The sequence below is a fragment of the Cysteiniphilum marinum genome, assembly GCF_014857925.1.
GTDB lineage: Bacteria > Pseudomonadota > Gammaproteobacteria > Francisellales > Francisellaceae > Caedibacter > Caedibacter marinus.
The window spans coordinates 1-21,996 of the sequence record NZ_JACYVZ010000032.1 but is presented as its reverse complement, the minus strand read 5'-3'; the positions used below and the strand labels follow the sequence as shown (position 1 = coordinate 21,996).

The following is a 21,996-nucleotide window of genomic DNA, read 5'->3' as shown; positions in this document are numbered from 1 at the left end:
GCCAAAGATATAACAACATTTATTTAGACAAAACGCATCAAATTATTACATTTTATTATGGGGTGGCTGTGCGTTTACACAGGAAATGTTATAACAAGAATTTAGTTGCTAGGGCTTTTGAGTGTTGTAGTTGATATCGAACTTTATGATTGAAGCAATCCTCAATCATTGATGGCGTACAATGATAATCTAATTCAGCTCTTATCTGCTTTATGTGGGTTTTAACCGTTTCTAAGCTTATATTCATTCTAATGCCAATCATTTTCATCGTAAATCCAGATAAAACTAAATAAAGCACATCCAATTGCCTTATTGATAGCATCCCGACTATCCTTTGATAAAACATTTTTACTGATTCAGGCAATTGAATGTTGTACTCACTCAATAAATAGTGAGATTTTCCACGCAGGCTTTGGTTTGTAAAATCACCATTTTTCATTATTTCTATGTCACCATGACAGCAATATAAACGATTCCTTTCTGTGTGCTTTTGTATATTAATGCTAGAATCCATGAAGTAATCAATAAATCTTAATATCCTTTGTTGATTTTTGATGTATTCAAAAAGAATAGGACGTTGAGAGTTTTTTTGACCAAGATTAAAATAAGTTGATGCGTCATCACTGTGCTTTACAAAGGTAACTCCATGCAATAAATTTAATACATTTTTAGAGTCTACTAAAATGGGATCCAATGGATCTAAATTATCCCAAAGCATATATGATATAGTTTCAGGCAAAGTATTATTTTCAAAGAAGCCTGCGAGAGGATACTTTTTGGATACATATAGGCGAAGCCATTGTTCGTTGTTGCAAACATAAGAGAGTGTGCCATTTCGATATTTGGTAATAATATTTACATGATCAATGAAATTATCGCTAAAGTATTGTTGAGTTAAAAGGTTTAACTCAGCACATATCTTGCCTGAAATAATTTTATCTTCCATACTAGATGACTAGTTTTTTTACATCGCAATGGCTATAAGTTGGATTTTTCTCGTTGTGATGCTCAACTTTTGTAGCCAATATTTTATAACCATTGACTATATTGACTTCTTGCAAGCCATCTATATGCATCTTAAGTCGTTTAAATTCTTCGTCTTGAAACAATTTTTGTTTTGCATCTTTAATATTTTCAGCCACAACATGTTTATTAATATGAATTTCATACATCCCATATCTATCATCATAAAATCCTAAGTGAGCCAAGTATAATTTCATTTTATCTCCTTCATATAAATTCCTGATATGTTTGAGTAATAAAATTTATCGCATTATTGTAGTGTTTTCTAGTTAATTCTAGTTTTAATTTACCAGAAACATGATAGGAGTTTGACTCTATTATTTGAGTCTCATGACCATACTTTAGTACTTCAACTATTTCTGACACCCTGGGCTTTATTAAGGTCAACATTATTTCCATCTCATTATTATCAGCTTGAATATTTAGCAAATCTGGATTTGTAAATATAGTTAATGAATTGTCTATTTTGCTATATGCCATTCTATATAAACCATTCTGCTTTTCAGTCATTTGGTGAATCAAATGACCAAAAATATTTTCCAGCATAATATAAAGCTGAATGGTTCTAACTCTGTGTCTTACATTGTCTGCAAACATTGCAGGTTCATCTTTGTCTTGTGCGAGTGCGGATAAGCAGCATATTATATAATCAGCGTAATCTTGGTAAATATTACTTTCTGTTATTCGTGTTTGTACATCTATTAACTTATCGCCATCTTGCGGTATATAATCAAATGATCTTAGCTTAATAAACTCATCCTGATAGACCTTTATAATGATATCATCATAGAATGATTCATAATGCTTCTTAAGATATGCTAGTAATAAATCTCCATAGATAGCTGAAACTGCCTTTATGTTAATTATTTTGCTTTCATGAATTTTGTTTATACCAAGATAAGCATAGAATTTTCGTAATTTCTTTGATAGAAGGTTCTTTTTATTTGTAACCTCAAATCCAAATGGACTTATCACTTCTATGTTGATTCCCATCTGTTTGGATAATTCATTAGCATTTATCTCTAGAATTGAACGCCATAAAGAATTATTAAATTTTCCTGAGCTTAATAAATTCACACTCTCCCCCCTTGTATATTTTGTTGAACATAGTTTTGTCACTATATTGATACATTTATCATGATTGTCAACCAAGAAAACGACCGTTTTCTTGGTGGTCTGATAATTCACATATTTCAATTCAAAATCAACAAGTAAACCCATTGCAATATTCAACACTAATTTGTATTATTCAATTTATCTTTATTGGTTAAGGAACTTTTTATCATGATGATTGGTTATGCCAGAGTGTCAAAAGCCGATGGTAGTCAGGTGTTAGATTTGCAGATTGATGCTTTAAAAAAAGCAGGCGTTGATGAAAACAGAATTTATCATGATTATGCATCCAGCAGAAAAGATTCACGCCCTGGTCTTGAATCTTGCCTTAAGGCTTTGCAACCAGGGAACACTCTCGTGGTATGGAAATTAGATAGACTTGGTCGTGACATGAAGGACTTAGTTATAATGATTGATGATTTGCATGAGTCAAATATCAATTTTAAAGTTTTAGAAGGACATGGCGCGCAAATTGATACCACAACAGCAAACGGACGCCTTATTTTTGGTATTTTTGCTTCGTTGGCTGAATATGAGCGCGAACTCATACGCGAACGAACTTACGCAGGTCTCGCTGCAGCAAGAGCAAGAGGCAGAAAAGGTGGCAGACCCACAAAAATGGATAAAGCAACGTTGAAAATGGCAATGGCAGCAATGTCTGACAGAAATGCCGTATCATCTGATATTGCAAAGCGATTGGGAATGACAACTACAACCTTATATAAATATGTAAATGGCGATGGCACGCTAAAAGCAGCTGGCGATAAAATTATGAATAAGTGAGGACACTAAATGGCAATTTATAATAGCTTGAAGATTTTGAATGAAAACGAAATTGAGGAGCTATTTAAGTTACCCAAAATTGATCATGAGGATCGTGAGTCGCTATTTGAAATTACTGCAGAAGATAAGCAATACTTATCAAAAGAGCCTGAGCTTCGAGTCAAACTTAATTATATCCTGCAGATTGGCTACTTTAGAGCAAAACGCAATTTCTATCGTTTTGATTTCCATGAGGTTAAAGATGATGCGCAATACATATTAAACAGATACTTTTGTCAATCCCCCATCCCAAATAAAGCGGTCAATAAAAATAAGCATTACGCTGCACAGCACTTTATTATGGAAATGCATGGGTACTCTCGGCATAGCGCTCAATTTGAAATTGAGTTAGTACGACAAGCAAATCGTTTGTCAAAGCGAGATTTAACGCCACGCTTTATATTTGATGAATTATTACACTACTGCGAGCAATATCAGGTAGTGCGTCCAAAGTATTCAACACTGCAATCAATGGTATCAAAAGCCATTACACGAGAAGAAAATAGGCTGCTTACAAAGTTGGAGAATCTTTTAGATAAATCATCTCGATTAACTCTTGATGGACTTATTGCAAATGAAAAAACGATTTCTGATCTTGCTTTGCTTAAAAAAGATCCCAACGGTCTAACCACCACTGAAATGGAAAAAGAATTATCTAAGCAGAGCAGTATTTTGACAGTGTTTGAAAAGTCAAAGCATATGATTCCTGAGTTAGGGATATCAAGACAAAATTTACAATATTACTCTGAGTTGTGTGATTACTATGACTCATATCGCGTACGTGCATTTAGCAAGAAAAAGGCTAGATTATTAATGCTTTGCTTGATTTGGCAAAGGTTCACCAAGATCAATGATCACCTGATAGACTATTTTATTTATAAAACCAACTGGTATGAAACTGAAGCGTCAACAGAAGCAAGAAACTGTGTTTATGAGGCTAAGCTAAAAGCTAGTAGAGATAAGATAATTGCAAGCAAAATGCTTAAAATTGTTCATGATGACAAAGTCGCACCTGAGGAGATTAGACCGAACTGCTATGAAATTGTTAGCGAAGACAAATTTACCGACTTCACTGATAAACTTGCTAAACCAGACCTTGATGAAGAAGGATATGTATGGCGCTATTACGCTCGTGAGAACCCCGCCATAAAGCGTAACTTACGCAATATCGCATTGAGTTTATGTATTGATTTCAATAATGAGACCGCATTAAAGGACGGTCTAGAATATGCCAAAGCATATTGGCAATCATCAGATAAGACAAAAGACCCAGTTGCTAAAGGTGTGCCAATTCAATTTATTCCCAAATCAAAACGCAAGTACATTTTTTATAAAAAGGCAGTCAAAATCTCATCCAAATCTAAAAGAACGAAAAATTTGAGCTACATTGATATTAAACGCTATGAAATGGCACTCTATCAGGCTTTATCAACAGCAATATCTGCTGGTAATATTTTTATTTCAGATAGTGTTGGTTATCGCAGTTTGGAGGCTGAACTAATTGCTAATCATATATGGGGAAAAGACAAAAAGACGATCTTAAAATCGCTAGCCGATTGTATAAATACTAAGCCAATAAATGAAATACTCATTGAGTTAAAAGATACACTCGATGAATTGTATAAAGGTGTTAATCAACGCATTAAGTCTGGTGCAAACAAGCATATTAAAATCAACGTAGACAAAGACAATATTATTACCTGGAAATTGCCCTACAAAAAAGAAGCTGATGCAGCTGATAATCCGTACTATGAGAAATTCAAAACCATTGGTATTGCTGACGTCATTGACTTCACTGCTAACAAGACAAACTTCTATGATAGTTTAACCCATCTTGTGAGCAAGGGTGCCAAATCAAAGGCTAAGCCTGAGCATATTAAAGCTTATCTGGTATCACAAGGTGAAGCCATAGGACACAAGAAAACAGCAGAGTCATCTGATGTCAGTTATCAAAACCTCATTGATATGGAGGGTAAATTTATCCGAGTGGATTCCTTGGTTGAAGCAGGTGATATTATCATAGATGCCATTTCCGATTTACCCATATTTAAATACTACAATCTCTCTGATTATGGTATTCATGCGAGTCTAGATGGGCAAAAGCTCGAGACCAAATATCAAACCGTGTTATCTCGGTATTCCACAAAGTATTTTGGTTATGGTAAAGGCGTTGTTTCTTATAGTTTAATTGCGAATCATCTACCTGTAAGCACCAAGATCATTGGCGCCAATGAACATGAGAGCCATTATGTTTTAGATATCATCTACAATAACAATAGCGATTTAAAAATCAAAGCCGTCTCAGGTGACATGCATTCAATAAATCGAGTTAATTTTGCGCTATTGTATTTGTTTGGTTATGACTTTATGCCGAGAATTACACAGATGCACTTAAAAGCAGAACAATCATTGGTTGCCTTCAAAGGTATGAAAAGCTTTAAAAATGACATCATTAAGCCATCTAGCATTATTGATGAAGAGCTAATCACGAGTGAATGGGATGAAATCCAACGTATTTTGGCATCTATTGCGCGCAAAGATGTGTCACAAAGTACAATTATAAAAAAATTATCATCATACTCTCGAAAAAACAGAACACTTAAAGCACTCATTGAATTTGATAAAATCATTATGAGCATTTACATGCTCAAATATATCGATGATATTCAGCTCAGAAGAAATGTCCATCGAGCATTAAATCGTGGTGAAGCATTTCATCAAATACGATCTGCGTTATTTCAAGTCAATGGCAAAAAAATCCTTGGTAAATCTGAAAATGCGCTTGAAATCAGCAATCAATGCAATCGAGTATTAGCTTGCTGTATTATTTATTACAATGCTTCATTGCTATCAGAACTACTAACACAGGCTGAGGCAAGAGGTGATGAGAAACTATGCAAGCAAATTAAGCGACTTTCACCTGTAGCTTGGCAACATATTAGTCTGCTTGGAAATTTTGTTTTTTGTGAAAACGCTCAAAACCTTGATATTAAAGGGATTGTAGAAAGTGTGCTTGCTAAATTTGACTGAAATACAGATGGCTACAACCTATATGGAATAAGGGCTAAGCATCATATCTGGGAAAAACCAGTGCTATATGGAATTAACCCCTACTTGCAAAAGAGGTAGCGATATTAAGTCTCAATGACCCTATTGACACTACTACCATTCAAGGTAAGTTTATGTTCAATATTTTTGCTTCACTTGCAGAGTTTGAAAAAGACCTAATTCGTGAGAGAACAATGGCAGGTTTAAAATCAGCTAGATCAAGAGGTAAAATGGGTGGTCGTCCCAAAGGTTTGTCTGAAGAAGCCAAGAAAAAAGCTCGCATTGCTGAAGCGCTTTACAATCAAAAAGAACTGACAACTGAAGAAATTGCCAATCAGCTTGATATCTCTCGAACAACCTTATATAAGTATTTAAAATTTAGAACACAAACTACTGATGGCAAAAACATCTAATCAACTCAAAATTTTCCTTAAGGGGATATCAACCCAAAATTTACTACCATGATTGAGAACGCTTTCAAAATCAATTTTACCACCTAATACATCTAAGTGTTTTTTTACAATATGTAAGCCCATTCCTAATCCATGAATATTGCTTTGATGCGATCTTTCGAGCCTTTCAAAGGCATTAAATATTTTAGCTCTATCACTATCAGCTATACCCATTCCTGTATCTGTGACCATAAATCTTGCTATTACAAAATCCTTTGAATCATTGACTAACTTAACGTCACAAACTATATTTCCTTCTTCAGTATACTTAATCGCATTAGATAAAATATTTCTTAAAACTTGGGATATTCTCAAGAAGTCTCCACTTAGACGTTTCGGCAAACTTTTGTCAACTCTATAGGAGATAATTAAGTTTTTCTTTTTTGGTACAGATGACTTTGCTATTCTGATTTCACTTGTAATTAAGTCTATGATATTAAAATCTGTTAAAAATTCACTTTTGCTTAATCTTTCACTTAAAAAAACTTGATTCATTTGTTTAAATAAATCCGTTAATACAGAAGATTGTTCTTGGATTTTGTCTTTAAGTTCTAACAATTCTTGATTTGGTGACAACTGAGATATCAATACTCCAAGTAAATAAAGATTGGTTATCATGGCATTGAGAGGTAAGTTGATATCATGGCTAAAATTTTCAATAAATTGTACTTTTGAGTAATCTTTTTCTTTAAGGTCTTTATATTGTTCTTTTAATTTTTCTTGTGCCGCCTTTAACTCTGTAATTTCAACAGATATGCCTGATAAGCCAACAACTTTTCCTTCTCGATTACGAAGTGGTGATTTTTTTGATAGATAGTATTTTTCACCATTAGCAGTTAATACAAATTCTTCCATGATTCTTGTTTTATTCTCAAGCATAACTTCTCTATCAATGCTATCAGTATATGACGCTTGCCTTACTTTTTCATCCTGTTGCTGTTCTTGCCATATTAAATCATATGCTGTTTTACCCACAACTTCATCACGCGAAGTTAACCCCGCATCTTTTGCTTGCTCATCATTGCAACCAAGCAATATACATTCTCTATTTTTCCAATAAACATGACCAGGTAGTGACGCAATAATCTGATCTAAAAAGCTAGCACGATCATTTTGTTCAGACTGATCAAGTAAAATCCCCATAACACCAACTATTTTATCATCAGAAATTAATATGGGCGATTTCAGGCATATATAATTATCGCTGTCAAAACGACTTGCTTGACAGGAGTTTAAAACAATACGATCTTGACGTACCTCTTCTTCAGCATGACTGCACCACGGCATATCATAATCAGTTTTGCCATAAACGCTTTTTAAACCAAATAATTCTAGGTACTTACTATTACAGCCTATAAATACACTGTCAGCGTTTTTCCAGTAAGTTGGACACGGCAAGTTTTCCGCGAATAACTTAACTGTAATCTCTTGGTCAAAGAAATCTAAATTATCATCCATATGACTCAACTCCATTATTTTCATTTAACCTAGATCTTCTTTTTGACGCAAAAAAATTACTCGATGTGTCGCAATATATGTGTTTCACAAGAAAAAGAGATTGATTATCTAAGTTGCAACCATACTCTTCTGAGATACTTCTCATGCGAGCTAACTCATGACTCATTATATAAAGGTCTTTTAACTTGTTCTCAATATTTAGAAATGGGTTATCTTTATACAAACTTAGTGTGCTACCAGTATACTGTGGGTGGGCAGCCATGCATGCCAAAAAAATATTATACAACCCGTACTGATTGAATTTTTGTATATACTTTTCACAATCAAATGCTTGATCTTTGGCATTAGCAACGCCTGTTATAACAAAATAAATTTTGCTATCAAATATATCATCCGATGGATTAACTATATTAGCTTTTCCATCACCACTAAATTTTAAATAAATTGGATGAATATTATTTCTGTGATCAGTATCAAATGAAATCTCAACTAAAATGTCACTCTTTATTATTTGTAGTTCTTCAAAAATTAATTTGCTATAGAAATAACATGGTAAAACAGGTCTTGCATCATCATCTTTCCTTAACGTTTGATTTAGAATAGTGTTAAAATGAACAGATTTCCTCTGCTTCGCTAACTTTAACATTACTTCACATGAACTTTGAGCAAGATTTATCTGGTAATAACGAACTATTTTTTTTGCTAATTTCCTTGATACACCAATCCTCTGAGAGATTGTATCATAGTTTATATAGGTTGTATTACCTTCCCCCGACTCTTTAAATAAGGTAAGAAAATACATTCTTAAGAGAAGCCATTCATCGCTGCTGATATGAAACATCAACTCAGCTTCATTAACAATAAACTCTTCAAGAGTAGGCTTTTTTAATAACTCTTTATTTTGACAATTAAAATTATTTATTCGACTAGATATGTTAAGTAATTGATCAATACGATGAGTAGGGGAATAATTTATTTGTTTAGATATCATATTTATCAACTGATAGGCTCTAATTTGGCATGCGGTGTCACCAACATGAGGATCAAACTTATAGTATTTTGATACAATATAAAAATTATAGAGAGCATCGGACAATAGCAAGCTGAAAAAAGAAAGTATTTTTACAACATTAGATTGTAACGAAGCATCTTTCATAATCATTTCTGGGTCTTGAGGAAGTATTTCTACAGAGCTGTAAGATACACGAACGCATTCATTGCCTAATGGAGAATTTTCCTGATTCACTATAGTATCTTCTGATGTATGGATGTTAGTTTGATTTACCGAAGCTAAAGAATAAAAATTCATACTGACATTACCTGTATAGTATTATTCCAGAAACAACTGACCCACAGGTTAATATGCTCAATGCGTAGCCGATTACTAAAATCCAATCTTCTATCAGTAAACCGTATAAAACGCACGAAAATTGAATTGCTATAAAGCCAACAAAAGTACTTAAAGATAATGCCTGAGATGACTTGCTGCGATATATCCTAATAGCTTGAGGCAAAAACAACACCGCATTGAAAAACAAGGCAAAACCAAAAAGTGTTTGAATAATTGAGCTGTACATTAATCATAGATCCTAATCACAAGAAACATTTCCACTAACTTTAAGGGATGTATAATATTTTATATAGCACACAATTGTATCTGAAAGTAACTAAACTCTAATATTTGAATTAGACTTTAGTTCCTTCAATATCATATTTAGTTGAATGATAATCTAGCAATCCACTTTGAATAATAGGTGAAAATTACAAAACAGGGAAAAATGGAGGGCTCTGCAGGAAACCCGTATTAGATCGTGAGTTTGATGATGGCGAGTACTTTGATTTTATACAAGAACTGAAAGATGAGTTTGTCATACGATTGAAGAAAAACAGGACGGTTTCAGGCTTAAGCGGTGATAAGGAGCAAAAAGGGAAATTGATAAATCACGCCTTTGAACATTCATATACTTTCTGTATTCAAAAGCTGTATATCAGTGGACGCTGTTTTCAGGATTGCGTTATTCAGGCGAAATGGCAGAAGATTGGGCAGTATCATGTTGTTTTAATGACGCTGCTTGATCGCAAGGGCAAAGAAGCTTTTGACGAACCGATGCTTTTAATCACAAATAAGGAGCTTATGAATCAATATGACATGTACAACGTATATGATTGCTATTTAAAGCGCTCTCGTATTGAGGGTGTGTTTAAATTTATCAAAGGTGAGCTAGGCTGGGAAGAGTTTAGGCTGAAAGACTTTGAAGGGATTAAAGCCATTACTGCTATTGGTTTCTTTGTCGCATCTTATTTATATGAGATTGGTCAAGGTGAAGTTTATGATGACTTTGTTGTATTGATTGCACAGCTTGGCGGCTCTAAATCAGGTGACGTAACAAGGCATTACATCTTGGAAGGCATGAAAACATATCTTGCAAAACTACGCGTAGATCAGTTTATTGAAGAGCATCAGATAAGCCAAGCAGACTTAAAAGCCATATTGAATTTTATTGGGCGAGGAGAAATTTAAAAAATGGGGAGTTTTCAGTATTATGGGGAAAGTATGAAAGGGGTAATTTACTTATTAAGTGTTGTTTTATCTATTACTAATGGCGTTGCCGCACAGTATCACTATGATGCCAATGGCAATATGACTGAAGATAATATTGGGAATTTATATATTTATAGCGCGAACAATAAGCTAGTGGGTGTGCAAAATTTCAACCATAAGCTCAATGATAATAATCATTACAATGCAGCTGGATTTAGAGATGCTCGGAATATTGATGGTCATACGGTTGGTTTGATTTATAAGGATGGGCAATTAATAAATGAGCTGAGTAATCAGGTAAAGAGCAGTTACCTTAAGCATGATGTACGTTATTTAGAGGCAGAGTCAGAGAATCATCAGTATCGTATGTTGGCAAATAATAACAGCACCAGCTTGCTGTTAGCAGATAATGCAGATATTGAAAATAGCTATAACTATAACGCTTATGGCAGCAGTGCTAGATATGCTGATAATAGCCCTAAAGTGTCTGGTATAAATGCTAATTTAATAGCATATAACCCATTGACCTATGATGGTGAGTATCAAGATCATGATATTGGCTTAATCTATTTGCGCGCACGCTTTTATAATCCAAAGCTTATGCGCTTTATGCAGCGCGATAGTTATAATTTATTAAATCGCTATGCCTTTGCTAATAGCGATCCTGTTAACCATATTGATCCTAGTGGGCACAGCAGTGTTGTAGGAAGCTTTTTCCAAGGCTTGGGTGATGGATTGCTCTCTGGTGCAACAATAGGCTTTTGCTGTCACTATGGCTGCTCGGTGGATAGTTATTATCAATTGCTAACTGGAGATCTTAGTAGTTTCGGAGAGCTGTTTAACCCAATAACAGCAATGGTGCCATTAATTCAACATGGTGGTAACTCTGCAGCTTGGGCAAATGCAGTTGGCATGAGTATGCCCAATATGGTGATTACAATGCGAGATGCCATCGCAACATATTATGCGTATCGATTGAATCGACTTATGGATGAGTCCAATAAAAATGTTAAGGGTGCAATATCTAGTAAAAGACAGATAAACCCCGATATACTTGCCCTCAAAAGTTTAGGTAAAAATGTAGCTTCTCGTCGTAATGGTTTGAATTACTTTATAAATCCAATACTTGATATTCGTCATCAGTTCGATAATGATTATATCAGCATATTTCAAGACTTCAAAAAAAATGGGCCTCCCAAAGCAAACATTTATCCAGTTCGATTGGAAAGATGGGAGAATGATATAGTAAATAAACTATACAAAAATAAATCAGATAAGAGCAGTGTGCAGAGGTATATTACTTATTCAGATATATTACTGTTGTATAGCATAAACACCAATAACTCAAACCAATATAATGTGATAAATAACCATTGAGTTGATTAAAAAACTTAACCTCCGCCTCATTTCGCGGTACGCTTATGCTCCCGCACACAATAAAGATAAAGTATGTTAAACAAGTTTATTAAATATACTGCAGCGATTTTATTCGTTGCTTCATCAGTGACAAGCTCATTTGCCGCAAGTGCTCATATGCCAGCGGCAAGCGGAAGTGCTACTAAAACCATTCCATTAGTAGCAAATTATTGCAATGATTTTCTAAAATATGGCAACCCCGGTGGTAAAGTGAATTTATATCTTTGTCGTGAGGGTTATATCTCTGCTTATAACTATGAAACTAAGCAGCCTAGCTGGGTTGCCTATCGTTTAACAGCTCAGTCTGTTTCAAGTAAACTAAAACGTCATGATGAATTTAAACCTGATCCGGAAGTACCAGCCAAGTATCGCGCTGAGTTATCAGATTATAAAAGAAGTGGTTATGATCGTGGGCATTTAGCACCCTATGCGGCAATGGATTTTAATAAAACAAGTGCTAAACAGTCATTTTATTTATCGAATATGTCACCACAAAAAGGTGGGCTTAATCGTCAAGGTTGGGCAAAGCTTGAATCTGATGTGCGTTTTTGGGCGCAAATGTACAAGGAAGTCTATGTCTACACAGGCCCAGTATTTAAGAACAGTAAAACACATAAAACAATAGGTAAGAATAAAATCTGGGTGCCAGAGTATTTCTTCAAAGTAGTCTACGCGCCAAAGCAGGATAAGGCAATTGCCTTTATTATGCCTAATGCCCGCGTGGATAAAAAAGATGTTGCAAAATATCGTGTATCGATCAAAGATGTCGAACAGCGTACTGGTTTGATATTTTTTAATACCTTGCCTAAGGCTCAAGTGGCTGCTTTAACAGATAAATCCTCACCAATGTGGCGCACGAGCTATAGGGCGTAACTCCAGTGAGTTATATTTACAACAATATAAAGTGAGTAAAAAAATGAGAGAGATCACGATATTAGAGAATGATTTAGTGCGTTTGGAACCATTATCTCTTTCGCATTTAGATGGTTTAGAGCAGGCGACTCAAGATGGCAATTTATGGGAGCTGTGGTTTACAATCGTACCCACACCTCAAGATATGAAGAAAGATATTGAGCGCAGATTAAACCTATATCAGCAAGGCAGTATGCTGCCCTATACGGTCATTTGTCGGCAAAGTGGCAAAATTCTGGGTGTGACCAGTTATATGAACATCGATAACGAGCAAAATCGCTTAGAAATTGGTAGTACATGGTATGCCAAATCTGTGCAAGGTACTGCGGTTAATGTCGCATGTAAGCTACTTCTTTTGGAGCATGCGTTTGAGGTTTTTAAGTGTGTTGCTGTTGAGTTTAGGACGCATCATCTAAATGTTGCATCGCGACGTGCTATAGAGTCTATCGGTGCCAAACTAGATGGTATTTTGCGTAATCATCGTAGGATGCATAACGGTACACTGCGTGATACCTGTGTTTATAGTATTATTGATTCGGAATGGAGAACCATCAAAGCGCATTTGAGCTATAAGTTAATGGCAAAACAGCGAAAATAATGATTATCACTGATTAATACACCTTTTTGTGACTGAAAATGTATTATTTTTGAACAATTATTATAAAAATTAAAAAAATACTTGACCTTTATTCTGCTTAAGTAAATAATGCGCGACAGAACCAAATAGTGTACCCCGATATGTGGGCACATGTGACCCTCCCCAACATGACATTAAGGAGCTAAACATGATAACTTTTCACTCACTTCAACCACCCAGTTGTTGATCTTTTGCAGTTGGAGATAAATAGATTATTTCTATAGCTGTTTCATTAATACTTTTATATTTGATTAACTGCGTTTATAGTTTCTGACGCCTATCGCAAAATGAGCTATGCCATTTGTTACCTCGCCCCTTGTGGGAGAGGTCTTATAGCGTAAGCTGTACGGGTGATGGGTAATTATAACTCAGTTTATTTTTCGTAAGTTTTAATAAATGCCAAATAGAAAGTATTCATCAAATAGTTGTAACTCCAATGCTGTAATACCAGGATAGCTCAGTCACTCGGATAATATATTATACATAGATGTGTAATGTATTTATTCTGTGGCATATTGCGTTATTATTGAAATATTTAGCAATAATAACAGCATTGTTTATGCCTTTATTGGTTTTTTCAGTGCTGTTTTAACTTTGTTTTTGAAATATTAAAAATAAAAGAAATATAATTTATGAATACAATAACATTAAAAAATAACGACAGAAAAAGAAATTATTCCCTGCATGATATTGTTTTTATCATGCTGGTTATTGCAGCCATTGGGCTGATGTATTACGCGTGGATTGGCATGCATCAAAGCTTTATCAATGAGTCATCTGTGGCGGCAATATCACTAGATCCAAGTCACTTACCATATTATACATTGCGTACGGTGATGCGCTTACTCATTGGGATGGTATGGTCGTTTGCTTTTGCCTTAATTGCAGGTTATGCCTGTGCTAAGAACAAGCATGTTGCACGCATTTTGCTACCGATTATCAACTTTATGGAATCAGTACCTTTACTGGGTTTCTTAACGTTTACTACGGCATTCTTTTTGTTTTTATTTCCGCGTTCAGTAATGGGACTTGAAGCGGCTGCGATTTTTGGCGTGTTTACATCACAAGCATGGAATATGGCATTAATTGTTTATCAGACGATTCGCATTGTGCCAGAGGAAGTAATTGATGCATCACATGTTTATAAGTTAAATGCCTGGCAGCGTTTTTGGAAGATTGAAATGCCTTATTCAGTACCTGGGCTTTTGTGGAATGTGATGGTCTCGCAATCTGCTGCATGGTTTGCGCTTGTTGCAACTGAGGCGATACCTGTGGGTGATAAAGATGTCATGCTACCAGGTGTTGGTGCGTATATAAGTACCGCGCTGGATCATGCTAATACGTTAGCAATCGTATATGCCCTTATTGCAATTATTTTGACGATTGTTGCTTTTGATCAGTTGGTATTTCGCCCATTGGTTAAGTGGTCAAAGAAATTTAAATATGAACAGATAAATGTCGGTGGTGCGCATAGCTCATGGATGCATGATCTGTGTACTAAATCAGCGTGCTTTAACGCTATTGCTAAAGGCATTAAAACAGTGAGTTTTTACTTTATTAATTTACCAACAGTTATTGCCAAAAAACTATCGATGCCACAATTGTCACTCACGCCAGCAATTCGGCACTTATCAACAGCGATTTGGTATCTATGTATTGTTACCTTAGCTATTTGGGCAGGTGTTTCATTATGGAAGTTTTTCCCTAATGGCGATATGACCTATCTGTTACCACTGATGTGGGAGACGACATATCGTGTCGCAATTGCTATGGGGTTAAGTATCGTAATTTGTACACCTCTTGGTATCTGGATTGGGATTTCACCGAAGCGTACCAAAATGTTGCAGCCAATTATTCAGGTAATGGCAGCTATTCCGCAACCGATTTTCTTCCCAATCGTGGCGATTTTACTGATGTTCGGTGGCGGTAGTTTAAGCATCTGGGCAATTCCACTCATTATGACAGGAACTTCTTGGTATGTGTTGTTTAATGTGATTGCTGGCGCCTCAGCTTTGCCATCGGATTTAATTGAGATGTCACGCAGTTTCCATTTAAAGGGTGCTAAATGGTGGTTTAAGTTTGCAATCCCTGCGGTTTTTCCCTACATCGTTTGTGGGATTATCAGTGCTGCAGGTGGCGCGTGGAACTCAGCAATTGCTGCTGAGCTGATTACTTGGGGTGGTAAAACGATTTTAATCAGTGGCATTGGTGAACTTGTATCGCAAACCACCAGTAACAATCAAGTAGCTGAAGCAGCATTAGCAGTTAGTGCGATGTGTGTGCTTGTCGCACTGTGTGTGATATTTATCTGGAAGCCTTTGTATAAGCTTGCGGAAACAAAATATAAAATTTAATAGGTTGATCATCGTTTCTTTGCCAACCTTATCATCAAAACGCAAATGACAGAACGGGTGATGATCTTGGCGAAGAAGCATGAAAAGAGGATTTGAAAATGAAAAACAATGTACTTATCGAATGCCAAAATATCGAACTTTATTTTGAAAAAGACAAAAAGCATTCACTGAAAGTGTTGGATCGGATTAACTTCACATTACATGAAAATGAAATTGTTGCCATCTTAGGTAAATCAGGTGCCGGTAAATCAAGCTTCTTACGCATTGCTGCAGGACTTTTGCATCCAAGTTATGGTTCTGTGCTTTACAAAGACAAGCCTGTGAACAAACCGCTTGATAATATGAGTATGGTGTTTCAAAACTTTGCATTACTGCCATGGTTGAATGTGGTTGACAATATTCTATTTGGTAGTGATGCATTGAGTGTCTCGCGTAAAATCAGCGAGCCAAAAGCGCATGAGCTTATTCAAAAAATCTCATTGCAAGGTTTTGAAAAAGCGTATGTTAATGAGCTATCAGGTGGCATGAAACAACGTGTTGGTTTCGCGCGAGCGCTTATGGTTGAGCCTGAGATTTTATTCTTAGATGAGCCGTTTTCATCGCTTGATATTACCACGGCAAATACCTTGCGTCGCGATATATTAAATCTATGGCTTAATAAGCAAATTCCAACGAAGTCAATGGTGCTAGTCACTCACAGTGTAGAAGAAGCTGTGATGATGGCAGATCGCGTTATTATCTTTGATAATCATCCGGGTAAAATTGCTTATGAACATACGTTAAACATACCACGCTTAAGAGATAAGCGCTCACCAGAGGTACTAAAGCATATCGATCTTTTAGAGCAAAAGTTGCATAGTGTAAATCTGGGCAAAAAGGAAGATAAGGTGTTAACAATTCAGCCGTAATATAGTTTACACCTGCAAACAAACAACACCGTTGCGTCCTGCTGCTTTCACCTGATAAAGGGCTTCATCGGCTTTATTTAAGGTGGTTTCAAAGTTATTAGATTCCAATGCGTGATACAGGTTGCTGGCAACACCAATACTTATCGTGACTTGAATTAGGCCGACTTTTGGGATGTCTTGACGCACTTTTGCATTAAGCCTTTGACCGATTTCTTGCGCTTGTGGCATCGTAGTATTTGGTGAAAGAATCACATACTCATCACCACCAAAGCGTGACACAATATCATCCTTTCGTGTGTGTTGCTTTAAAATGCTTGCTATATTCTGGATGATTTTGTCACCCATAGTATGCCCGTGTTGATCATTGATTTTTTTAAACTTATCAATATCGATAAACATCACACTATAAGGTGTTCCATCAGGAGTAAGCTGCTTAAAATCTTTGATGTTATCATGGAAAGCACTGCGATTAATTAGACCGGTCAGCTGATCGGTTGTCGCCATCACTTCTAATTGTTTTTCACTGTAAGCAACATCAGATAAAATAACCGATATCGTTGTGGCAATCACAATGGTGATGGTCATAAGAATAAACACATTTGTTGTCTTTTGATCACTTAATGGTAACTCAATCAAATAGTGATAGTTAGGGTGTGTCACACAAAAGATCATTAAAGCAACAGAGGTTAGTGATAAAAGCCACTTGGTTTTATGTTGATTGATTTCAAAGATCATATTGCTAAAAGGAGGCACCGCCATAAAGAAAAGGTAATTTAACAGTTCCGGTTGATACAAGAAGTAAGTAAAAACAAAGGTATTAATAATAAATAGCGCGCCAAGGGTGAATTTTGCCGAGTAGTAATGGCCATATTTTAATAAAATCAGCGGTATACAATAAGAAAGTACCGCACAGTAGCTATATACACCACCATAGATTTCTTTTTCAGTTGCAAAATGCAAAATGCCAAATATGGAATTGCCAATAATAACGAGCATTAAGCTAATTAAAGTCACATGAATACGGTGCCAGTAGGATGATCTGGAATTTTTGATATTAAATTTATTGTTTAACCATATTTTTGCTTGTCTCATCACCAATATCCATTTGATAATTTTTATAGTTGTGTTGTGGCTTTAGGTAGCAGTAACTATAGTTGAAATTTGATAAAAGGCTATAAAATCAGCATATTAATAGTCAATATTTGAATACGTAAAGATACTGTATGTGCAATACGAGCATTAATTTTATAGCAAATTAACGTTATCCTAGCGACGCTTTATTGATTGATGAAAACTTTAAAAAAGAATAAAAAGGGAGAAGCTATGAAGTTACTAAAGAGTTTATTGTTACCAACGATTATTATTGGACCATTTGTCTTTGGTGCGGCGGTTATTTTTCTGATTTATCATGTTTATGATAAAATTTGATCATCATGACCTTATAATCAAATGTCGTGATATGATATAGCTTTTTACAAGGTATGACTTACGTTAAAATATAGATACTTATGATTATCTGTAGGAATCTAACAGTGAAAACATTTGATCAATGGCTTGATGAATATGCCGAAAGTCATCAAAATAAAACCAATAAGACGATTCACTATATTTTTGTGCCACTTATTATGTTTAGCTTAATGGGTGTTTTATTAAGTATTTCTCTTTGGCTTATGTGGCTTTTAGTCGTTGTTAGTCTGATTTTCTATGCGCGATTATCATTAAAGCTTAGTCTATATATGTTGGCGATTACCTTGATTATGGTTGTTATTCTTTATCAAATACCACAACTTTTTTGGGTGAGCTTGGTTATCTTCATCATTAGTTGGATTTTCCAATTTATTGGACACAAACTTGAGGGCAAAAAACCTTCTTTTTTCAAAGATCTACAGTTCTTGCTGATTGGACCTTTATGGGTTTTAAATCATGTTCTAAGCAGATGTAATCAAAATAAATGATCAATAGAGGTTGCATTACAACTACTCCCCGTACTGAATCCAAGTAAACGCTCATATTGACACTTTTTTGAAAGCTTGGATCAAATGTGTTAGGGTAAAAAAGGATTAATAATAGAGGAGGAGTTTATGAGTAGGCAAAAAGGCGCCTATGCACCCGTATTTTACCCATCGATAATTTTGATTGTGTTGTTTGCATTGATTGGTGTGCTATGGCCAGAGCATGCTAAATTATTTTTTGCAAGTATCCAAAGTTGGCTAACATTACAAACTGGATGGCTTTATATTTTAGGTATGGCAATCTTTGTGTGTTTATGTATTTTCTTGATGGTTAGTCGTCTGGGGGATATCAAGCTAGGTCCAGATCACAGCTTGCCTGAGCATAGCAATATTTCTTGGTTTGCGATGTTGTTTGCAGCTGGGATGGGAATTGGCTTGATGTTCTTTAGTGTTGCTGAACCATTACAACATTACCTATCACCACCAGATGTTAGTACAAGCAATAGTATTCTTGCAGCAAAGGATGCGATGAATGTGACCTTCTTTCATTGGGGGCTGCAGGCATGGTCTGTGTATGCAATTGTTGGCTTGGCTTTGGCATATTTTTCATATCGGCATAAGCTACCATTACTGCCACGTTCGGTACTCTACCCACTTATTGGTAAGAGAATTTATGGCGTGATAGGGCATGTTGTTGATGTGTTTGCAATTTTAGGTACGATGTTTGGTATTGCAACCTCTTTGGGGTTGGGGGCGACACAGGTTAATGCAGGGTTGCATTTTTTATTTAATGTCCCCGTCAATGTTCCTGTGCAGACCATTTTGATTATTATCATCACACTTATTGCAACGACGTCAGTGGCACTAGGATTAGAAAAAGGCATTAAGCTATTAAGTAACTTTAACATTATCGTGGCTGTGCTTTTACTATTGTTTGTATTGTTTTTGGGAGGTTTTACCTCTTTATTACAAGCATTTGTCCAAAACACAGGAAGTTATCTAAGTAGTATAGTTAATAAGACCTTTAATCTTTATGCTTATGAGAATAAGCAGGGCTGGTTAAGTGGCTGGACATTGTTTTATTGGGGATGGTGGATTGCATGGTCGCCATTTGTTGGGATGTTTATCGCCAAAGTATCAAAAGGACGTACTATTCGTGAATTCTTGGTTGGTGTGTTATTTATTCCAACCGGTTTTACCTTTCTTTGGCTAAGCGTTTTTGGTAATTCAGCGATTAATTTGGTATTGCATGACCAATCAATGGCGCTAGTGCAGGCGGTACAACATAATATTCCGGTGGCATTGTTTGAATTCTTACAGCACTTCCCACTATCTTCCTTGACCTCAATACTTGCCTTGATTTTATTGGTGACATTTTTTGTGACTTCAGCGGATTCAGGCTCACTGGTGATTGATATTATTGCTACGGCAAATGCCAAAAAATCAATTGTATGGCAACGCATCTTTTGGTCATTGCTAGAAGGATTTTTGGCAATATCTTTGCTTTATTCAGGAGGGTTAGCAGCATTGCAAACAGCGACTATTGCCAGTGCATTTCCATTTCTAATTGTGTTGTTTTTCATGTGCATTGCACTAGTTAAAGCATTGCGCGAGGACTATTTGCGCCTATCAAGTATTCAAACACATTCAACGGCAGTACAGTACACATCGGCAAATGCAAGTTGGCAGCAACGCTTAGACGGTCTTTTGATGCTACCTAATCGCGAACAAGCATTGACGTTCTTGAAGCAAGTGGCACAACCTGCGATTGAAAAAGTTGGGACACGTATTAGAAAAGAATTAGAAGTTCAAATTGTAATGGATGAGGATAAAGTGCGTTTATTGATTCCAAAATCAGATGATACTGATTTTGTTTATAGTATACATATTCGCGCTTTTGCTTTGCCAAGCTACGCTGAGGATGATGGCGGTAATGAGAACAATATAAATGAGAAGGATGAACATTATTATCGTGCTGAAGTGTTTTTAGAGCATGGAGGTCAGCAATATGACATTATGGGCTATACCGAAGAGCAGGTAATTGCCGATATCTTAACGCAATATGAAAAGCACCTTTATTATATCCATGTATCAAATGCGGATAAGGCGCTTGTTTGATGGACTAGTCGCACTTTGAGTCTAGACGCTTTTTGAAGCGTTGCTGTAGTTTATTTAGAATGTTGCTTGCTGTTCTGAAGTTTAGAGTTTTAAACATTAAATTATCAATCAGTCGATCTAATTGCTAGCTCACGCAACTATGCTTTTAAGCGGCTTTATCTACTTTTCTATGCCTGCCACGATTTATATGCGAAATTGGAATAGTGAATTTTCTTGCTTTTGCACACCATGCAGCCCGAATTTCAAACTGCGAAAAAATACGCCAAAGCCATATTCGTACTAACCCAGCCGTCATCGGTTGATTCTGCCTCCAAGGAATAACATTAAGATCAAACTTCCACTCAGCAAGCTTCAAAATAAGTAATTTTGGTAGCGCATAGGCTGCAAAGATCAAATGCGTCCACCGATGTAATACTTGCCTGGTTTGTTGCCAAGCATTTTTCCAACCCCATCTGTTCTTCACATCGTCAAAGACAGGCTCAATATAGTAGCGTCGGGCATAGCCTAAAATGACATCAACACCACTGACTTCAGCATGACTACATAACAGTAGACGTGGTTTTGACCAAACACCATCGGTTAATTCAAATTCACACCAAACAGCTCGAACGATTCGACCATTTAAAAATCTAGCAACTGCCTCTATCTCGCAATATCTCAATCGCTGTTTGCGACCATATAGTCTCGCCGTAATATACTGCTTTCTCATACTTTGTATGTCACCATTCTCAATTTTAGTACCATACTTACGCGGACGTCCACGTCGCTTAGTTACTGTCACTGGCATAAAATATAATGCGGTATCAATTCGCGCTTGACCGATGACGATCAGATCATGTTGAAGCGCATAAAGTATGACTTTTGCTTTCATATACCAACAATCCAATAGCAGCACATCTTGTTTACAGAAAAATGAGGACACGGCTCTAATCAATGTGCATGCAATGTCCAGCTTATTTGTATTGCCAGAGACTTTGCTTAGGCGTGCTAAAACAGGTATGCCAATAAGTCGTGATAATCCACCAAGCACACAACCTAATACAACCCAACACTGTCCTCGAACATAATGAGGGCGATTCCCTTTATGACTGTGATCATAATGCGTTTGACTTGAGGGGCTTGTTTCTAAAGCGGCACGACGATATAAGGTGACAACGGATTCTGATCATAATAAACATGTTAGTGATAATCTGCTACAACAGGATTTTAACGCGAAAAAACCTAATGAGAAATGGGTAACG

18 protein-coding genes and 3 pseudogenes are annotated in these 21,996 nt (G+C 36.0%); 13 read left to right on the top strand and 8 right to left on the bottom strand.

Annotated features, from left to right (window positions below):
- Window positions 1-88: 88 nt before the first annotated feature.
- The 3 genes from IE867_RS11575 to IE867_RS11565 are packed head-to-tail and all read right to left on the bottom strand — an operon-like array spanning window position 89 to window position 2,100.
- Window positions 89-946: a response regulator transcription factor gene (locus IE867_RS11575; protein ID WP_192484877.1), complete on the bottom strand. Its 858-nt coding sequence runs from the start codon at window positions 944-946 to the stop codon at window positions 89-91.
- Window position 947: 1 nt separating this feature from the next.
- Window positions 948-1,220 carry a DUF1543 domain-containing protein gene (locus IE867_RS11570; RefSeq protein ID WP_192484876.1) on the bottom strand — a complete coding sequence of 91 codons (273 nt, stop codon included), beginning with the start codon at window positions 1,218-1,220 and terminating at the stop codon, window positions 948-950.
- A gap of 10 nt (window positions 1,221-1,230) precedes the next feature.
- Window positions 1,231-2,100, bottom strand: a complete 870-nt coding sequence (locus IE867_RS11565) for a hypothetical protein (RefSeq protein WP_192484875.1) — start codon at window positions 2,098-2,100, stop codon at window positions 1,231-1,233.
- A gap of 207 nt (window positions 2,101-2,307) precedes the next feature.
- Between IE867_RS11565 and IE867_RS11560 the strand changes: the two genes are divergently transcribed.
- The 4 genes and pseudogenes from IE867_RS11560 to IE867_RS14685 all read left to right on the top strand — a co-directional run bounded on the left by IE867_RS11560 (window position 2,308) and on the right by IE867_RS14685 (window position 6,419).
- Window positions 2,308-2,919: a recombinase family protein gene (locus IE867_RS11560; protein ID WP_192484874.1), complete on the top strand. Its 612-nt coding sequence runs from the start codon at window positions 2,308-2,310 to the stop codon at window positions 2,917-2,919.
- Between the two features lie 9 nt (window positions 2,920-2,928).
- Window positions 2,929-5,988 carry a Tn3 family transposase gene (locus tag IE867_RS11555; RefSeq protein ID WP_192484873.1) on the top strand — a complete coding sequence of 1,020 codons (3,060 nt, stop codon included), beginning with the start codon at window positions 2,929-2,931 and terminating at the stop codon, window positions 5,986-5,988.
- 95 nt (window positions 5,989-6,083) lie between these two features.
- A pseudogene (locus IE867_RS15095) lies at window positions 6,084-6,224 on the top strand (recombinase family protein); the annotation flags it as partial.
- Entirely contained in the window at window positions 6,201-6,419 is a 219-nt protein-coding gene (locus tag IE867_RS14685; protein ID WP_318779348.1) for a helix-turn-helix domain-containing protein, read from the top strand. The pseudogene IE867_RS15095 and the gene IE867_RS14685, both read left to right, overlap by 24 nt.
- On the opposite strand, the gene IE867_RS11545 is transcribed toward IE867_RS14685, so the two are convergent.
- The 3 genes from IE867_RS11545 to IE867_RS15015 are packed head-to-tail and all read right to left on the bottom strand — an operon-like array spanning window position 6,420 to window position 9,493.
- A complete protein-coding gene (locus IE867_RS11545) occupies window positions 6,420-7,916 on the bottom strand; it encodes a PAS domain-containing sensor histidine kinase (RefSeq protein ID WP_192484872.1) in 1,497 nt (498 codons plus the stop codon).
- Window positions 7,909-9,225: a hypothetical protein gene (locus IE867_RS11540; protein WP_192484871.1), complete on the bottom strand. Its 1,317-nt coding sequence runs from the start codon at window positions 9,223-9,225 to the stop codon at window positions 7,909-7,911. Before IE867_RS11540 ends, IE867_RS11545 begins: the two co-directional genes overlap by 8 nt.
- A 7-nt stretch (window positions 9,226-9,232) precedes the next feature.
- Entirely contained in the window at window positions 9,233-9,493 is a 261-nt protein-coding gene (locus IE867_RS15015) for a PQ-loop domain-containing transporter (protein ID WP_192484870.1), read from the bottom strand.
- 170 nt (window positions 9,494-9,663) lie between these two features.
- On the opposite strand from IE867_RS15015, the gene IE867_RS11530 reads away from it, so the two are divergent.
- The 6 genes from IE867_RS11530 to IE867_RS11505 all read left to right on the top strand — a co-directional run bounded on the left by IE867_RS11530 (window position 9,664) and on the right by IE867_RS11505 (window position 16,685).
- On the top strand, window positions 9,664-10,437 hold the full coding sequence (locus IE867_RS11530; protein ID WP_192484888.1) for a transposase: 774 nt from the start codon (window positions 9,664-9,666) through the stop codon (window positions 10,435-10,437).
- A gap of 33 nt (window positions 10,438-10,470) precedes the next feature.
- The gene (locus IE867_RS11525; RefSeq protein WP_192484869.1) at window positions 10,471-11,835 is read left to right on the top strand and encodes an RHS repeat domain-containing protein; all 1,365 of its coding nucleotides are present in this window, start codon (window positions 10,471-10,473) and stop codon (window positions 11,833-11,835) included.
- Between the two features lie 156 nt (window positions 11,836-11,991).
- Window positions 11,992-12,747 carry a DNA/RNA non-specific endonuclease gene (locus IE867_RS11520; RefSeq protein ID WP_225630042.1) on the top strand — a complete coding sequence of 252 codons (756 nt, stop codon included), beginning with the start codon at window positions 11,992-11,994 and terminating at the stop codon, window positions 12,745-12,747.
- A gap of 43 nt (window positions 12,748-12,790) precedes the next feature.
- On the top strand, window positions 12,791-13,384 hold the full coding sequence (locus IE867_RS11515; protein WP_192484867.1) for a GNAT family N-acetyltransferase: 594 nt from the start codon (window positions 12,791-12,793) through the stop codon (window positions 13,382-13,384).
- 740 nt (window positions 13,385-14,124) lie between these two features.
- On the top strand, window positions 14,125-15,777 hold the full coding sequence (locus tag IE867_RS11510; protein ID WP_404826263.1) for an ABC transporter permease subunit: 1,653 nt from the start codon (window positions 14,125-14,127) through the stop codon (window positions 15,775-15,777).
- A gap of 98 nt (window positions 15,778-15,875) precedes the next feature.
- Window positions 15,876-16,685 (top strand): ABC transporter ATP-binding protein, encoded by an 810-nt coding sequence (locus tag IE867_RS11505; RefSeq protein WP_192484865.1) that lies wholly within the window; start codon window positions 15,876-15,878, stop codon window positions 16,683-16,685.
- 6 nt (window positions 16,686-16,691) lie between these two features.
- Here the strand turns inward: IE867_RS11505 and IE867_RS11500 are convergent, their stop codons facing one another.
- Window positions 16,692-17,777, bottom strand: coding sequence for a GGDEF domain-containing protein (locus IE867_RS11500; RefSeq protein ID WP_192484864.1), 1,086 nt, complete (start codon window positions 17,775-17,777; stop codon window positions 16,692-16,694).
- 440 nt (window positions 17,778-18,217) lie between these two features.
- Between IE867_RS11500 and IE867_RS11495 the strand changes: the two genes are divergently transcribed.
- Window positions 18,218-18,640 carry an Mpo1 family 2-hydroxy fatty acid dioxygenase gene (locus tag IE867_RS11495; protein ID WP_318779347.1) on the top strand — a complete coding sequence of 141 codons (423 nt, stop codon included), beginning with the start codon at window positions 18,218-18,220 and terminating at the stop codon, window positions 18,638-18,640.
- A gap of 126 nt (window positions 18,641-18,766) precedes the next feature.
- On the top strand, window positions 18,767-20,755 hold the full coding sequence (locus IE867_RS11490) for a BCCT family transporter (protein ID WP_192484862.1): 1,989 nt from the start codon (window positions 18,767-18,769) through the stop codon (window positions 20,753-20,755).
- Window positions 20,756-20,900: 145 nt separating this feature from the next.
- Here the strand turns inward: IE867_RS11490 and IE867_RS11485 are convergent.
- Window positions 20,901-21,875: pseudogene (locus IE867_RS11485) on the bottom strand (IS701 family transposase); the annotation flags it as partial.
- Between IE867_RS11485 and IE867_RS15005 the strand changes: the two are divergent.
- Window positions 21,868-21,996 (top strand): annotated as a pseudogene (locus tag IE867_RS15005) (IS3 family transposase); the annotation flags it as partial. The pseudogenes IE867_RS11485 and IE867_RS15005 overlap by 8 nt on opposite strands.

What these genes read in the sequence shown, in the direction of transcription:
- IE867_RS11545 (WP_192484872.1), bottom strand. Translation starts at nt 7,916, where the DNA reads ATGGATGATAATTTAGATTTCTTTGACCAAGAGATTACAGTTAAGTTA.
- IE867_RS11555 (WP_192484873.1), top strand. Translation starts at nt 2,929, where the DNA reads ATGGCAATTTATAATAGCTTGAAGATTTTGAATGAAAACGAAATTGAG.
- IE867_RS11500 (WP_192484864.1), bottom strand. Translation starts at nt 17,777, where the DNA reads ATGAGACAAGCAAAAATATGGTTAAACAATAAATTTAATATCAAAAAT.
- IE867_RS14685 (WP_318779348.1), top strand. Translation starts at nt 6,201, where the DNA reads ATGGCAGGTTTAAAATCAGCTAGATCAAGAGGTAAAATGGGTGGTCGT.
- IE867_RS11510 (WP_404826263.1), top strand. Translation starts at nt 14,125, where the DNA reads ATGCTGGTTATTGCAGCCATTGGGCTGATGTATTACGCGTGGATTGGC.
- IE867_RS11490 (WP_192484862.1), top strand. Translation starts at nt 18,767, where the DNA reads ATGAGTAGGCAAAAAGGCGCCTATGCACCCGTATTTTACCCATCGATA.
- IE867_RS11540 (WP_192484871.1), bottom strand. Translation starts at nt 9,225, where the DNA reads ATGAATTTTTATTCTTTAGCTTCGGTAAATCAAACTAACATCCATACA.
- IE867_RS11560 (WP_192484874.1), top strand. Translation starts at nt 2,308, where the DNA reads ATGATGATTGGTTATGCCAGAGTGTCAAAAGCCGATGGTAGTCAGGTG.
- IE867_RS11515 (WP_192484867.1), top strand. Translation starts at nt 12,791, where the DNA reads ATGAGAGAGATCACGATATTAGAGAATGATTTAGTGCGTTTGGAACCA.
- IE867_RS11520 (WP_225630042.1), top strand. Translation starts at nt 11,992, where the DNA reads ATGCCAGCGGCAAGCGGAAGTGCTACTAAAACCATTCCATTAGTAGCA.
- IE867_RS11575 (WP_192484877.1), bottom strand. Translation starts at nt 946, where the DNA reads ATGGAAGATAAAATTATTTCAGGCAAGATATGTGCTGAGTTAAACCTT.
- IE867_RS15015 (WP_192484870.1), bottom strand. Translation starts at nt 9,493, where the DNA reads ATGTACAGCTCAATTATTCAAACACTTTTTGGTTTTGCCTTGTTTTTC.
- IE867_RS11570 (WP_192484876.1), bottom strand. Translation starts at nt 1,220, where the DNA reads ATGAAATTATACTTGGCTCACTTAGGATTTTATGATGATAGATATGGG.
- IE867_RS11525 (WP_192484869.1), top strand. Translation starts at nt 10,471, where the DNA reads ATGAAAGGGGTAATTTACTTATTAAGTGTTGTTTTATCTATTACTAAT.
- IE867_RS11505 (WP_192484865.1), top strand. Translation starts at nt 15,876, where the DNA reads ATGAAAAACAATGTACTTATCGAATGCCAAAATATCGAACTTTATTTT.